General features: G+C 57.4%; 15 protein-coding genes. 13 read left to right on the forward strand and 2 right to left on the reverse strand.

Annotated features, from left to right (window positions below):
- Positions 1-33 precede the first annotated feature (33 nt).
- A complete protein-coding gene (locus EN786_RS37980) occupies positions 34-234 on the forward strand; it encodes a hypothetical protein (RefSeq protein ID WP_024505365.1) in 201 nt (66 codons plus the stop codon).
- A 1,137-nt stretch (positions 235-1,371) separates the two neighbouring features.
- Here EN786_RS37980 and EN786_RS32470 read toward each other — a convergent pair.
- Positions 1,372-3,306 carry an HrpF/NolX family T3SS translocon protein gene (locus tag EN786_RS32470; RefSeq protein ID WP_024505366.1) on the reverse strand — a complete coding sequence of 645 codons (1,935 nt, stop codon included), beginning with the start codon at positions 3,304-3,306 and terminating at the stop codon, positions 1,372-1,374.
- Between the two features lie 301 nt (positions 3,307-3,607).
- Positions 3,608-4,306: a secretin N-terminal domain-containing protein gene (locus EN786_RS32475; RefSeq protein WP_024505367.1), complete on the reverse strand. Its 699-nt coding sequence runs from the start codon at positions 4,304-4,306 to the stop codon at positions 3,608-3,610.
- A 187-nt stretch (positions 4,307-4,493) separates the two neighbouring features.
- On the opposite strand from EN786_RS32475, the gene EN786_RS32480 reads away from it, so the two are divergent.
- The 12 genes from EN786_RS32480 (at position 4,494) to EN786_RS32535 (ending at position 14,045) form a co-directional block, all read left to right on the forward strand.
- Positions 4,494-5,003 carry a nodulation protein NolB gene (locus EN786_RS32480; protein ID WP_024505368.1) on the forward strand — a complete coding sequence of 170 codons (510 nt, stop codon included), beginning with the start codon at positions 4,494-4,496 and terminating at the stop codon, positions 5,001-5,003.
- Between the two features lie 9 nt (positions 5,004-5,012).
- Positions 5,013-5,876, forward strand: a complete 864-nt coding sequence (sctJ, locus tag EN786_RS32485) for a type III secretion inner membrane ring lipoprotein SctJ (RefSeq protein WP_024505369.1) — start codon at positions 5,013-5,015, stop codon at positions 5,874-5,876.
- Complete coding sequence (locus tag EN786_RS32490) at positions 5,869-6,507, forward strand: nodulation protein NolU (protein ID WP_306462680.1); 639 nt, start codon at positions 5,869-5,871, stop codon at positions 6,505-6,507. Before sctJ ends, EN786_RS32490 begins: the two co-directional genes overlap by 8 nt.
- Positions 6,504-7,127 (forward strand): type III secretion system stator protein SctL, encoded by a 624-nt coding sequence (sctL, locus tag EN786_RS32495; RefSeq protein ID WP_024505371.1) that lies wholly within the window; start codon positions 6,504-6,506, stop codon positions 7,125-7,127. The genes EN786_RS32490 and sctL overlap by 4 nt, the downstream gene beginning before the upstream one ends.
- Positions 7,124-8,482, forward strand: coding sequence for a type III secretion system ATPase SctN (gene sctN, locus EN786_RS32500; protein WP_024505372.1), 1,359 nt, complete (start codon positions 7,124-7,126; stop codon positions 8,480-8,482). The genes sctL and sctN overlap by 4 nt, the downstream gene beginning before the upstream one ends.
- Positions 8,458-8,970, forward strand: a complete 513-nt coding sequence (locus EN786_RS32505) for a hypothetical protein (RefSeq protein WP_032899688.1) — start codon at positions 8,458-8,460, stop codon at positions 8,968-8,970. Before sctN ends, EN786_RS32505 begins: the two co-directional genes overlap by 25 nt.
- An 89-nt stretch (positions 8,971-9,059) precedes the next feature.
- Positions 9,060-10,088, forward strand: coding sequence for a type III secretion system cytoplasmic ring protein SctQ (gene sctQ, locus EN786_RS32510; RefSeq protein ID WP_095769044.1), 1,029 nt, complete (start codon positions 9,060-9,062; stop codon positions 10,086-10,088).
- Complete coding sequence (sctR, locus tag EN786_RS32515; protein ID WP_029354851.1) at positions 10,081-10,746, forward strand: type III secretion system export apparatus subunit SctR; 666 nt, start codon at positions 10,081-10,083, stop codon at positions 10,744-10,746. The genes sctQ and sctR overlap by 8 nt, the downstream gene beginning before the upstream one ends.
- A gap of 2 nt (positions 10,747-10,748) precedes the next feature.
- Positions 10,749-11,024, forward strand: coding sequence for an EscS/YscS/HrcS family type III secretion system export apparatus protein (locus tag EN786_RS32520; protein WP_024505375.1), 276 nt, complete (start codon positions 10,749-10,751; stop codon positions 11,022-11,024).
- Positions 11,025-11,032: 8 nt separating this feature from the next.
- Positions 11,033-11,851 carry a type III secretion system export apparatus subunit SctT gene (gene sctT / locus EN786_RS32525; RefSeq protein WP_024505376.1) on the forward strand — a complete coding sequence of 273 codons (819 nt, stop codon included), beginning with the start codon at positions 11,033-11,035 and terminating at the stop codon, positions 11,849-11,851.
- Entirely contained in the window at positions 11,848-12,885 is a 1,038-nt protein-coding gene (locus EN786_RS32530) for an EscU/YscU/HrcU family type III secretion system export apparatus switch protein (protein WP_024505377.1), read from the forward strand. Before sctT ends, EN786_RS32530 begins: the two co-directional genes overlap by 4 nt.
- Positions 12,886-13,241: 356 nt before the next feature.
- The gene (locus EN786_RS32535; protein WP_024505378.1) at positions 13,242-14,045 is read left to right on the forward strand and encodes a hypothetical protein; all 804 of its coding nucleotides are present in this window, start codon (positions 13,242-13,244) and stop codon (positions 14,043-14,045) included.
- Positions 14,046-14,211: the final 166 nt, after the last annotated feature.

Consider the following 14,211-nt stretch of genomic DNA (forward strand, 5'->3'; position numbering starts at 1 on the left):
TTGTATTGCTTCCAGGCGTTGTAGGTCTCTTTTATGATGGCCATCATCGTGGGGCAGGAGATCGACCACCAATTGAGCCAGCCCGCCATCCTTGCCTCCTGCTTGCATATGGTACGAAGACTGCGGACGTTGTTCGTTGCAGCAAAGAAAGTTGGCTCTGCCCAGCCGCCGAACGTGGCGTCGAACCTGCTCGCGAGGCAGACTGGTAATATCGGCCAGCTCGCCGACGGTTAGATCCGCATGCGCGCAAAGGCCCAGGATTCGAAGGCGATCAAGATGCGCTGCCGTCCTTAGGCGATTTACCAGTGTCAACATTGGTTGGCATCAACCCGGACGGGATGCAGCAAGCCGCTAGCCCTTCTATCCCCATCAATCCGCATGAGACCTCTCTCGTCATTTGCTGTAAATCCGCTGGTATGGATGCTAATGGAAGATGGATCACAGTCCTTTCTACGACTAAGACGCCAGATATTGGGGCTAATGTACCACCTGACAGGAGACTACACTCACGAACATTATGTGAATTTTTTTTAACGTTGCTGAGAATCAAGGGTGAGGTTTGGCGAATGTCTCGCCGTCGACTGTCGAATCCTGCCCGACGGGATTATGGGGTGCGTAGCCTGCTTGTCCTTTCCACATGACCAGCGACGATGGGGCGGAGGCGGCAGACATAGCTCTGGAGCATGCTGCGGTATCTTTGGCCTGAAGCCGAGGAAGGCGGACCGTGGCTTCCGCGCCGCTGCCGGGAGCCCGCGAACAGGCCAAGTTGATCAGCCGGGTGTTGCCGTCATAGAGCGTGAGACCCAAAGCTGGCCAGCCGCGCCCTGAGGCTGACGCACCGCTCAGCGTCCACCTTGCTCTCGAAGCCCATCGGCATAGCGCCGATAACGACTTGACCGCGTGCGTGTCGACGAGCGATCGGTGAGCGCAAGGATCGAGGGTGCAGTGCAGGATAATGCTGTTTTAAATCAGCGCTGTTTTCAGCCGACTGCCTTGAGCGTGGGCACAAGGATATAGGCCCAAGGCAGGAGATCATCGTCTGCTGTTCGGGAGGCCGCCCTGGGCGCGCGACAGCCGTTCCTTCGGCTGCGCCGCTCCGCCACCATCCGCGCCGTGCCTTCCGGAGACCATTCCCGCTGCCGGCCGGCGCCCGTGAAAACCTCGACCCGGCGCACCGGCTCGAGATGGCTGGGCTCAGCGTAACTCTGAAGTCGTCATATACCGAAGCCTTCACAGACTTCGGACATCCCCCTCACAGTCCGATCCAGATGGCGTCAGGAACACCGCTGCGTTGATGCGGATGAACCCCTGCTTGTGCCACAATGACCCTTATGTCAGCGCGCGAGCCAAAGCTTCCGCGCAAGGCGACGGCTAGGATAAGGCAATGCCGACGAAGGGCACATTGCTTGCCACACTCTGGAATGATGGCATGCTCGGAAGGCCTAGGCTTTGCTCAGGGCCGCCTGCAAGGCGCGCTTTGAGGTTATTCACATAGCCTTCTGCGTAGTCCTGCGCCGTCGAGACCGAAAGATCAATGCCTGCCGCCAAGGCCTCTTCCATCAGGTGCTTTACGAGCCCATTTCGAATGGCCAGCTTGACCTCGGGGCCTGCGATAAGGCCGATCGCCTGCGCGGCCATATTGAGGCCAGCTTCCTCCAGCGCTCGCTTCATATCGCCTCCGTTAATGGCCGTACGCAGGAGATTGGCTGCTTGCGACTCAGCCTCGAGAACCATCGAGGCAAGATCGGCTACTTGTCCGAGGCCCGGAATGAAGCTGAGCAGTCCCACCGCCGTTGCCGCCAAGTCGAGCACTTTCGTCTCGATTTTGAGCACGGAGTCGACGACGTGCATGACGGCCCCGCCGTTCTTTTTGGCTGACTTAATGTCAGGCTGGTCCATCAGGCCCATCTTCATGTCCGCGACGGCATTCTGCTCTTCTGCGGTTTGGGCGCCGTGGGTGATTGGCTGCTGAACGTTGCGGTTCGCAGACGACATGTTTGTGCAAAAATGGGCAAAGTCTTTTTTGCTGATATTGCCGGAATCAACCGTATGCCCGCCGCCAAAGTCGAAGAATTTATGATGGGTCTTATAGCCCGTGATCGAATTGTTCAGGAGGCCAAACAGAAGAGGATCTGAAAGGAGCTGAGAGGCTGCTTCCCGCACTTTCGGATCAAGGCTCTTGTCGTCTTTCATTTTCGCCAGTTTGTCGCGAGTCAGAACACCGCTTCCAAAGAACGTGTCCTGATGGTCCTTGATCATCTCGACCGTATTCAGCTCAGTTTGCGTGAGGCTCATCGACGATGAGGCGACTTGCAGGAAATCCTCTTTGTGCATCTTCCCTTTCGAGCCACCGCACAACTGGTTCCAAGCATCGGGGTGATCGAGGAAATATTGCGCCGCCGCAATGACCTGGGGCGGAAATTTGCCGTTTTTCGATTCGCCGCCGACCATTTTCTTGAACTCATCCAGACTCAGGTCCTTGGACAGATTTTCGGAGTACCGGTAAAACTCCCGCAAGGCATCGCTCAAGGTCATGACCGAAGGCTGCAAACCTCCGCTGCCGTCGGATGGTATGTAGTTCTGCTCGTAGCTTCGCGCTTGGGCTTCCTGAAATGCAGCAACTTGTGGGTGGTGGTTTGAAAATCCGGCCAAGTCCTTGGCGTTGATCTTGCCTCCACAGCGGCCGTCGCCCTGCGAGCCAATCGCATAAAAAAGTCCCGAATCCTGCTGCAGTCCCTGGATCGCCGCTTTCAGATCCGGTGGCGTAGAGGGATCATTGGCTTTGTCGGTCAACGACTTCCAAGTAAGCGGGCATTGGTCCTTGTGACGGTTGAGTACCGCAACAATCTGCAACTCAGCCGTGGTCAGCGACCCACCGTTCCACGTGATTCCGGGGCTCGGCCTGGGAGCCGGCTCGATCTTCGGAGTGACGCCGAGCAGATGTTGGGCTTCAGTCGCCTTGGAGCGTTGCGATTGGTCCTCCTTGAGAGCCGCCCTCATATTTGGCGGCAGCAGATCCAGTGGGTGTTGCTCCAAGCCATTCAATGTCAAGACATCCGGTGCCAGATGGCCCAAAGGGTCCTGCCGCAATTTATCCATTGTCGAATCAAGATTCGACGCTGGCAGATCCCCTTGCGCGAAAGAGCCGGGCTTGTCTGCCAGCACACAAGTGGACAGCATCGCTTCGAAGCACGATGCACTTTGCTGATGCTGGGTCGCAAAATGGGAAACTTTCAGGCCCGGCCAACCCCTTGCGGACTGTAGCGAATTTGAGCGGTAGAAAGTTGAAAGATTACTGGCCGACATTATGCATCCTCAGACGTGACGTTGAAATCCCCACAAGAGACCCCGACAGAAGATCCCTTGCGTTTCACAAAATTCGACAATTCCAAGCGTCGGCAGGTCACGAATGCGCCTGCCCTGCCTTCAATTGCTGTGTTCCGGGCCGGCTCCAAGGTTCGGTCCAACACAATGGCCGGAGTCACCGCGAGAGCTGCCGGGACTCATCATGAGCGGATTAGCTTTCGAGAAACTGACGAGTTTGCGAAGAGTTCACAAAGGGGTAGCCGCAGTCATGTTCTTCAGAGCTGCGGGAAATCCTCAATGTTCATTTCTTGCCCAGCTCAGGCTTCCCGCCAACGCTATCCTGTTGTGGGATGTCAGAAGAATAAGAAGCATCCGGTCGTCCGTCGCGAACGACCGTAGTGGAGGAGCCGCGAAACAAGATCAGCACTGATTCCTTTGGCGTTGCCGCTATGTGAGTCTGCGCCTGCGCCTGCGCCACCAAGCCGTTAAAGGTCTGCTCCACGAGTGCGACGAAGCGCGGTGGACCGGAAACGAAGACGAGGCCATTGCCTGGCACGGGTTTGACCACATAGCGCTCGTCGGAGATATCAAGCTTGTCGAGAGCCCCCTTGAACGCATCGAAGCGAATCGACGTCATCAAAAGCATTCGAGTTTGCGATTCTTGTGCAGCAGACACATAGAGCACAAGGCCGTCATAGTACCATTGTAGACCGTAAAGGTTCGTCAAGCGGTCGAGGAACGCGCGCGGTGGCAAATCAGGCATACGTCCGCGAATTCGCCCCTTCACCGCAGGACTGATGTTGACCCTGATATTCAGGTTGTTGCCGAATTCCTGCAACGCTGCAGCGAGCTCCTGATCCAGAACCGTGTATCTATAGGGTGTCGCCGGAAGGGACAGCGGGACTGCATGCGCCGGGTGAATCCCGGTGGACAGAAAAAACCCGGCACAAAGAAGTCTCAAAACATGCAGGGTGACGGGTTGGATAAGCGTTCTCGGCATGTCGCACTGATAAACCAAACGCTGAAATCATCACAAGTGACTAAATTGCCGAAGAGATTTTAGATTGTCGAAATGACGCCGCCGTTAGTCAGCTTGTTGTCAGCTTGCCCCCCTAGGAGTGTTGCGCCGACACCGGGTGATGAATGGGCGGGGCTCGCCCGGTCAGAGAGAGCAACCGAGTCCTTACATGATGATGCCTGTCACGTCGATCTCTGCCACTCTAACGGCTGGCCTCCCCAGGGTCGGATCACCGTCGATTGTCGAGCAGGCCCAGTTTGAGCGCGCCTTAGGGCATGCAGCCGACTCGCTGAAAAACGATGCCGCCGCGGGGCCAGCGAGTGCGGCGCCAGTTGCTGCGGCGATGGATGTTCAGCGCGCGGCTGCGCCGACGAGCGGCATGGGCGATCGCGTGTTGCAGACGATTTCCTCCCTATATCCACACAACACTGTTTCCTTCCCCGCGCTCGACCATGACATAGCCCTTTCGAAGGGCGCTCTACCGGGACCGGCGCAGAAGCTTCCCGTTCCAGGTGAGGCGGGAACCGGAATCTCGGGCATTCCCCAACAAGGGCAAGACTTCGAAACGATGATGGCTGGTCTTCGGGATGTTTACAACGGCGTCACCCAGGTGGCGCTTATCTCCAAAGGCGTCAGCGGCGTCACATCATCCGTGAATAAACTTTTGAAGGAAGGCTGAACCGCGCGCATGATTGGCTTGGCCGAGGGCGAAATCATGCGTGGCCTGTCAGGGTGGCGGTCGGTTAGACTTGTCATGCTGCCAGTTCTCGTCGCCCTCACTGCTTGCAAAGCCGACCTCTACACGCAATTGCAAGAGCGTGAGGCAAATGAAATGCTCGCACTTCTTGAAGACAACGGGGTCGCCGCGATCCGGGTGGTCGCCAAGGATGGAACCAGCACGATCCAGGTTGACGAAAAGCTGCTCGCCTTCTCAATCAACCTTCTGAACGCCAAGGGGCTGCCGCGCCAATCCTTCAAGAACCTCGGTGAGATATTCCAAGGATCAGGCCTGATTGCCTCGCCGACCGAAGAGCGTGCCCGTTACGTGTATGCCCTGAGCGAAGAGTTGTCGCGGACGATCAGCGATATCGATGGCGTTTTTTCTGTACGTGTTCACGTCGTGCTGCCGCATAACGACCTTGTGCGAGCCGGTGCCACGCCATCCTCGGCCTCGGTGTTTATCAGGCACGACGCAAAAACAAATGTCGCGGCTCTGCTGCCAAAGATAAAGATGCTTGTAGCCGACAGCATCGAAGGCCTGTCCTACGATAAGGTGGAAGTGGTTTTGGTGCCGGTAGAACGGTCCGCACACGAGCAACGGCCCGATCCGACTGCTGTTTTGCCACAAGCATCACTACCTCTTCCTGCGCCACTTCTGGCGACCGTAACAGGTTTTGCCGCAGCCGTATTCGCCGTGGCCTGTTATCTCTTGATCGGCGTTGTTACGCGTCGGCGCAAGCAATCAACCGGCGTTTCCAAGGTCGAGGGGCGCCGGGATGCTTCTGCTGTCGAGGCCATTCGCAAAAGAATGCCTGCAATTGGACGTGGGTGACATCTCATTGCCAATGCCTATACAGACCGCCCGACCTGATGGTCCGCACTTTCCGGGCGCGAGCGAGCTTGCGGCTTCGGCCCATCCAACCCGTCTTGCGGCGCGTCTTGATCCAGCGTTATCGGCCGAAACGTTAGTGAAGTTGCAGAAGTGTTCCAGACTGCATCCAAGGCTGGCAGAATTGCTGGGCAACGATGACGTGGATCTGAACCACATCGGCTGCAGGCCGGACCTTCTACGCGGGCATGATCCATATCGAGCGGCCCTTCTTGCTGGTAGTATCTGGCATGCCCGTTCGCTGGTCGCGTTTGTCTCTCAGCCTGAGCTTGCCATCCTTGTTAAACGCATCGGCGTGGATGCACACGCATTCGGAATCCGACACCTGCTGCATGCTGTTGACAAAAGACTGATCTCGGACCCAGAAAAACTCGCTCAGCAAATCGAATACGATGGACACGCATGTCTTGGAGCTTGGCTCCAGGACAGTTCAGCGACCGAGCGTAACCGCGTGCTTCTTCGATTGCCCGAGGGGACTGCCGCGGAGACTCCAGCACATGAGCATTGGACCGCCGCCGGCCAATTGCTTTCACTTGTAGTAGCTCATTTTGAGACAGAGACCCCGGTGAAATGACAGTCGAACTTTCCGAGGGGCCAATAGCGCCGCAGATGCGTCCAGTCGGACCACTGATACCCGCGAGCGAGCTCGAAACCTGGCACAGCGCCGCGCAAGCCCTTGCCGCGGCAGAACGGCATCGGCAGCGCGTTCGAAACTGGGCACGCGCGGTTTACCAGCGGGCGTGGGCGCGCGGCCACATGGAGGGCTCGAATGCAGGCACCGAGGAGATGGCAGGGTTGATTGCGGAGACAATCTCCGAAATCGCGCGACGAAAGGCGGCTCTGGAGCAGGAATTGCCGCAGCTCGTGATGGAAATATTGAGCGATCTTATCGGCGCTTTCGATCCGGGCGAGCTATTGGTGAGGGCTGTTCGTCACGCCATAGAGTGTCAATACAGCGGCGCCGACGTTTGCCTTCATGTTTCTCCCATGCAAGTCGACATGCTTGCACGAGAGTTTGCTCGATGCGACGGCCAGGATGGTCGACCAAGGGTGCGGATCGAGCCCGACCCGACATTGTCGCCGCAACGCTGCGTGCTGTGGAGCGAGTACGGCAATGTTGACCTTGGACTTGACGCCCAGATGCGCGCGCTGCGCCTTGGTTTCGGGACGCTCTGTGAGAAAGGCGAGCTATGAGAAAGCCCGTCCCAGAACATAACGCTGACGCCGACACTCGAGCTCTCGTTCCAGCAATCTCGTCTTTGAGGGCTGCGGCCAAGCGAATTGACACGCGTGCGGTGCGCGGTCGGATCACGCGGGCTATCGGCACACTGGTTCATGCCGTCTTGCCAGACACTCGTATTGGGGAACTTTGCCTCCTAGAGGACCCGCGAACCGGGCTGTCGCTCGAGGCCGAGGTGATCGGCCTGTCGGGTGATGGTGTATTGCTGACACCGATCGGGGACTTGGTGGGCCTATCCAGCCGCGCAGAGGTCGTGGCCACTGGCCGAATGCGTGAGGTGCCCGTCGGCGGCGATTTGCTCGGTCGCGTGATCGACAGTCGTTGCCGCCCATTGGACGGCAAAGGCGAAATCAAGACCGTCGAAACTCGGCCCCTGCATGGCAGAGCCCCCAATCCGATGACGAGGCGCATGATTGAGCGGCCATTCCCGCTTGGGGTCCGTGTCCTCGATGGTCTGCTGACGTGCGGCGAGGGCCAGCGGATCGGGATTTATGGCGAGCCAGGTGGTGGCAAGTCGACGCTGTTGTCACAGATCGTAAAGGGTGCCGCCGCTGACGTCGTCATAGTGGCGCTCATAGGCGAACGTGGACGGGAAGTTCGTGAATTCATCGAAAGGAATCTTGGTGAAGAGGGCCTTCTCCGTACGGTCGTCGTGGTTGAAACATCCGACCGCTCGGCGGTAGAGCGTGCGCAATGCGCTCCAATGGCGACTGCGCTCGCGGAATATTTCCGCGATCAAGGCCTACGCGTTGCTCTCATGCTGGATTCGCTGACGCGCTTCTGCCGCGCTATGCGCGAAATAGGCCTTGCTGCGGGTGAGCCGCCGACGCGACGGGGCTTTCCTCCTTCCGTTTTTGGCATGCTGCCAGGCCTGCTCGAGCGCGCCGGCATGGGTGAGCGGGGCTCAATCACGGCCTTCTATACGGTGCTTGTAGAGGGTGATGGCACGGGTGATCCAATCGCCGAGGAATCGCGTGGTATTCTCGATGGCCATGTCATCCTCTCACGCGCTATTGCGGCGCGATCGCATTTCCCCGCTATTGATGTGCTGCAGAGTCGCAGCCGCGTCATGGATGCAGTCGTTTCGGGGACACATCGCAAGGCAGCATCCATTTTCCGCGAGCTCCTGTCGCGCTATGCCGAGACCGAGTTCTTGATCAATGTTGGCGAATACAAGCCAGGTGGAGATCCCCTGACTGACCGGGCTGTCGCGTCAATCGACGAACTGAGGGAGTTTCTGCGCCAGAGCGAAGATGACGCGTCAGATTTCGAGGAGACGGTCGCATGGATGTCGCGTCTGACCGCGTAAACTGGATTCAGTCTTCGAGGTTACGGCTTCTGAAGGAAATGCAAGAGCGTCGTGCCCTTGGCGAGCTGTCCAAGAAGGAAGCCCAGCGCGATGTGGCCGCCTCAGCCGTACAAAATGCCTCTAGGGAGCTTGCAATGATACAGCAACATTGTTCAAGAAAAGAAGCAGCGCTCTATCAGCATCTGATGTCACTCGACAACTTGTCTAGCGCAGCGCTCGACCGTCACCGCCTTCACACTGAACAACTTGCCGCTGAGATCAATTCCAGACGGCAGATGCTTGATGATACCCAAATCGCTCAAGAGGAGGCTGAGATGGCGGCGTCCAGGACGAGGGAGCTATGGGTCATATGTTCGGCGGCAAGGGACAAATGGCAACAAATCGAGGACGACGTGCGGCGCGCCGTCGAGACTCATTCGGAGGCCGCAGCCGAGATCGAGGCCGACGATGAGATACTGCTGAAATATGCGAGGGGGTCGCTTGCCTAAATGCCGCGCAACCGGATCCGACGGTCGCAAGAGGTCGTCCGAATGACACGACCGTGCAGTCTTTGATAGGCGCTGCGGTCACACCCGCCATGTTCGAACCAGTTCTGAAACTGTCCCACACGGTTGTCTCGTGGCTCAATGATACAGCAGCGCCGCGCACGCCGTTTCAAAGCCGGATCAACGAGGTGCCGCTATCGGTGCGAACGGCAGGGCTTGTCTGGCAGCAGGAACCTGCTGCCATTCCGATGCTTGACTGCGTCTGGAGAGTGGGAGCCGAAACGGTCATCTTGTCACTGTCGCGCCCGCTCGTAGAGGAGTTCATCACGACAGTGCAGAACGGCTTGGCCTTCCCTTCCGAGCCAACTGCTTCGCTAATTCTCGAACTCGCTCTGGAGCCGCTTGTCACTCGACTGGAGGAGACGACGCGTCTGAACGTGCAACTCGTGCGGGTATGCGAAGCCACGATGCTGGCTCCTCATCTTGAACTCGACATCATTTTCGGCGCGGTCAAGGGCAAGGGCCGTCTATTCCTGTTCACGCCACTTGACGGCTTAGTACCGCCTGCGTTTCGCGCGCTAGGCGAACTGCTTGCCCAGTTGCCGCGGCAGCTGGGCGGGCTGCCTCCAGAGCTCCCGCTCATTGTTGCAGGAGAGGTCGGCACGCTTCGCCTTCCTGCGGCGCTTCTTCGAAGCGCATGTGTCGGTGATGCATTGTTGCCCGATATTGCGCCGTTCGGCCGCGGCCAGATCACCCTAGCTGTCGGCCAGTTGTGCGCCGAGGCGGATCTTGACGGCGATGAATTAATCTTGCGGGGGCCTTTCCGCCCGCGACCGTGTCCTTTGGAGAGTGCGCATATGACACAACCCGGATCGCAACTGGAGCTTACTAAGGATCTCGACGATGTCGAGATCGTGCTTGTCTTTGAATGCGGCCGCTGGCCTATTTCTCTTGGGGAATTAAGAAGTGCCGGCGAAGGGCATATTTTTGAACTTGGATGGCCGATCGACGGCCCGGTCGACATAGTGGCCAATGGTCAGCGTATCGGGCGTGGCGACATTGTCCGCATCGGAGAAGAGCTGGGCATCAGGCTCCGTGGCGGGTTTGCATGCAATGAGTGAAGCTCAGCCGACAATCCTGGCGCTTCTTGCGGTTACCGCCGGACTCGGTCTGCTGGTTTTAGCAGTTGCCACGACAACGGCCTTTGTAAAGGTATCAATTGTTCTTTTCCTCGTCCGCAATGCGCTCGGGACCCAGACCATACCACCCAATGTGGTGCTGTACGCCGCGGCGATGATCCTCACTATGTTCGTTAGTGCGCCCGTTGCTGAGCAGACCTATGACCGCATGTCGGATCCCAAGCTCCACTATCAGACATTCGACGACTGGGTAAGCGCCGCTAAAGCCGGAAGTGAGCCCTTGCGCGAGCATCTCAAGAAATTCACAAATGAAGAGCAGCGGCGATTTTTCCTATCTTCGACAGAAAAGGTCTGGCCAGAGGAAATGCACGCTGCAGCCACGCCTGATGACTTTGCAATACTTGTACCATCTTTCTTGCTATCAGAATTGAAGCGCGGATTTGAGATAGGATTTCTACTTTATCTGCCTTTTATTGTTATAGATCTGATAGTGACAACTATCTTGATGGCAATGGGTATGTCGATGGTCTCACCAACTGTTATATCTGTCCCGTTCAAGATCTTCTTGTTTGTTGCCATTGATGGTTGGTCAAAATTGATGCATGGGCTTGTGCTGAGTTATACGTTACCGGGAGGCTGATCATCACTGAATCCAGCATCATTACTCTTATGAGCCAATCACTGGTGGTTTTCATGATCTGGATTCTACCGCCGCTCATTGCATCAGTGGTTGTCGGCCTCGTCATCGGCATCCTCCAGGCGGCGACGCAGATCCAGGATGAAAGCTTGCCGCTCACCGTGAAGCTTCTGGTCGTTGTCGCGGTGATTGGGCTGTTTGCTCCTGTGCTAAGCGCCCCGCTCATAGAGCTAGCCGATCAGATCTTCACCGAGTTTCCCGCAATGACACTTAGCTACTAGTCCGCCCCATGGACGCGCCATCGGCCGATATTCAAATTCTGATCCAGACGGCTCTCGAACTCGTCGTTGCGGCAGGTCTTGGGGCAGCCCGCGCGATGGGCATCATGCTGATCTTTCCCGTATTCACACGCTCGCAGATCAGTGGGCTGATCCGGGGCTGTTTGGCTGTTGGCTTCGCACTACCATGCCTGGCACACGTCAGCGGCGGATTGCCGGCGCTGGATCCTGATACGCGCCTGATCCAGCTAACCCTGCTCGGATTCAAGGAAGTTTTTGTCGGTGTACTCCTTGGCACTTTTCTTGGCATTCCGCTTTGGGGCCTTCAGGCTGCCGGGGAGCTTATCGACAACCAACGCGGCATCAGCAGCCCGACCGCTTCGGCCGATCCCGCGACGAACAGTCAGGCTTCCGCGATGGGCGTTTTTCTGGGGATCACTGCGATTGCCATATTCGTCGGATCAGGAGGCCTGGAAACTTTGATCAGTGTCCTGTACCGCAGCTACTTGATCTGGCCGGTGTATCAGTTTCACCCGACACTGAGTGGGCCAGGAGCAATGGAGTTGTTGGGGCTTCTCGACAGCATAATGCGCACGGCATTATTGGTATCGGGGCCTGTCGTGTTCTTCCTGATACTGATTGATATATCGATGATGCTGCTGCGTCGCTTTGCCCCGCAATTTAAGGCGAGCCAACTGTCTCCGGCAATCAAGAACATTGTCTTTCCAGTTCTCATGGTCACCTACGCTGCCTATCTGGTGGAGAGCATGAAACTGGAGGTCACACGTGCCAACGGCGTGCTGGAGTGGTTCGACAAATTGCTGCCATGAGCGACACAAGTGAAGAGAAGACACACGCCGCCAGCCCGAAGAAGTTAAGTGAAGCGCGCAAAAAAGGACAGCTGCCACGTAGCTCCGATTTCGTCCGCGCGGTCGGGACTTGCGCTGGGCTCGGCTACCTTTGGCTAAGAGGCAGCGTGATCGAGGACAAATGCCGGGAAGCGCTCCTATTAGCCACCAAGTTGCAGAGCCTACCTTTCGATACCGCGGTGCCGCAGGCATTGGTTGTGCTCGTCCAACTCACAGTCGCGGCTGTTGGCCCGCTGCTTGGAACCCTTGTCGCCGCGGTGATTTTGGCCAGCCTGCTAGCCAATGGTGGATTTGTCTTCTCTCTGGAGCCGATGAAGCTCAGCTTTAAGAAAATTGACCCCTTTGAAGGGCTGAAGCGCTTGGGGTCTGCTCGTTCCATGGTCGAAGTCTGCAAGACCATGTTCAAGGTATTGGTTCTCAGCGCAACCTTTTCCATTGTCCTTCTCGGGATGTGGAAGACAATGGTCCCTCTGCCGATCTGCGGCATGGGCTGTGTTGGCCTCATCTTTATGGAGACAAAATTGCTGATGGGAATTGGCGCCGGCGCACTGCTGGTCGGCGGACTGATCGATCTTCTGCTCCAGCGCGCGTTGTATCTGCGCGAAATGCGCATGACCAATACCGAAGTGACGCGCGAGTCGAAGGATCAGCAAGGAGCGCCAGAGTTGAAAGGTGAACAGCGTCGCATCCGCGAGGAGGCGGCCGACGAGCCTGCGCTTGGCGTGCATCGCGCCACGCTGGTCTTAACAGGAAGGGCGGTCCTGATCGGTCTGCGTTACGTTCGCGGTGAAACCGGGGTGCCGTTCTTAGTTTGCCGTGCCGAAGGTGAGCGCGTTTCACATGTGTTGAGCGAGGCGCGGGCACTACGCCTGACGATCGTCCATGACCATGTCTTAGCGCGTCAGCTGATAGGCACTACAAAACTCGGCCACGCGGTTCCTATGCAATATTTCCAGCCTGTCGCGAAAGCATTCTTTGCCGCAGGCTTGGCCTAGTCATTGGAAGTCCACGACTGCCCAGTTCAAAACTGACCTGGCTCCATGCTAGTGGCAAATGTCGGCTGGCCATCCGTGCCCCAGTGTCTCTGTCAGGCCAACCGCGCAACCGCGGGCCTGGGGCAATCACTCCCCTCGGATCTGCCACCCAGCAACTACGGCAAGTCCTCCGGGCATGACCTTGCAGCCTCTGCTGGCCGGTGCGTGGCGCAGTCCGAGGTTTTGAGGCCGGCAGTGCGGATTTGATTGGTGCAGCCGTTGGAATGCCCTCGTCAGCTAGTCGTCAACTAAGCGCCCTATGTTGAACAGCCGTGCTAACTTGAGCTCGGTTGCGAAACATAGGAGTACGAATCGTCATGTATGGTCGAATTGGTGGCTCATCCGATAGTTACCGCGCGCATAATGCCGGCGAGCAATCGGATGCAGGAAGCGAAGGGTTCGCGGACACATTTGCCCGAATGCACTTATCCGGATCGGAAGGTAGCGGCGCCTCATCATCGGCGGCTCCCCAAGCATACTCCCTCAATTCCCGACCTCCTGTGGTGGAGATCAACAGGACTTCCTTCAGGAGACAGGTGAGGCAATTTCATGGTGATGAAATCACGCACATCGCCGACAATCCTCAAGAGTATTCGGAGTTCGTATCGTCACGAGCCAGGCGCACCGCGGACGTTGCTCAGCAATATGGCATCCGTCGAGATACGGAGCACGCGCGATATTTCAGTTACCAATTGGGAGACCGGAGTGCCGGACTGCTGAGAATGGAAGGCGGATTCAGCATGAACGAGTTCGAATCGGAAAGTTGGCGGGAACAATTTCCTGGTCGAACTGAGGTCACTTCCATAGTGGATCTTCAAGTCGCCCATCCGCTCGTCGAAAATGCGGGCGATATTCTGCTGGAGCATCAACTTCGGATAGACGGCGACCGACCGTTGCTGAATTGGCGTGCGGCTAATCCGGAAGCACAAGCGCGCGCGCAGACGATGGGGTTTGTTGAAGTGGATCATGGCGACCTGGTGCTTGACCCTACGCAGCATCCCGACAAATGGACGAAGAACAGTGCCGGTGAGTGGCAGCGTGCAGGCAAACCTCCACTCTATCTCCACAAAACCGAGGATAGCGACAGCAGCGATAGCGGGTCCGACGACGATTTCATGTGATTTGTCGACCCGCCGCCGAGCCTTGCAACTGGTGACGGTTGCAAGGCTGTTGGCAGTGAATGCTAATTGTCCGGCGACAGCCCCGCCTTAGCGCCAGCGCCGCCGAGCAATCCAGCCCATCTCCCAGACAATAAACTGCGGATGCGCATCGTGGGTGCTTGCGAGC

Origin of the sequence: Mesorhizobium sp. M4B.F.Ca.ET.143.01.1.1, assembly GCF_004792275.1 — a bacterium.
GTDB classification, from domain to species: Bacteria; Pseudomonadota; Alphaproteobacteria; order Rhizobiales; family Rhizobiaceae; genus Mesorhizobium; species Mesorhizobium abyssinicae.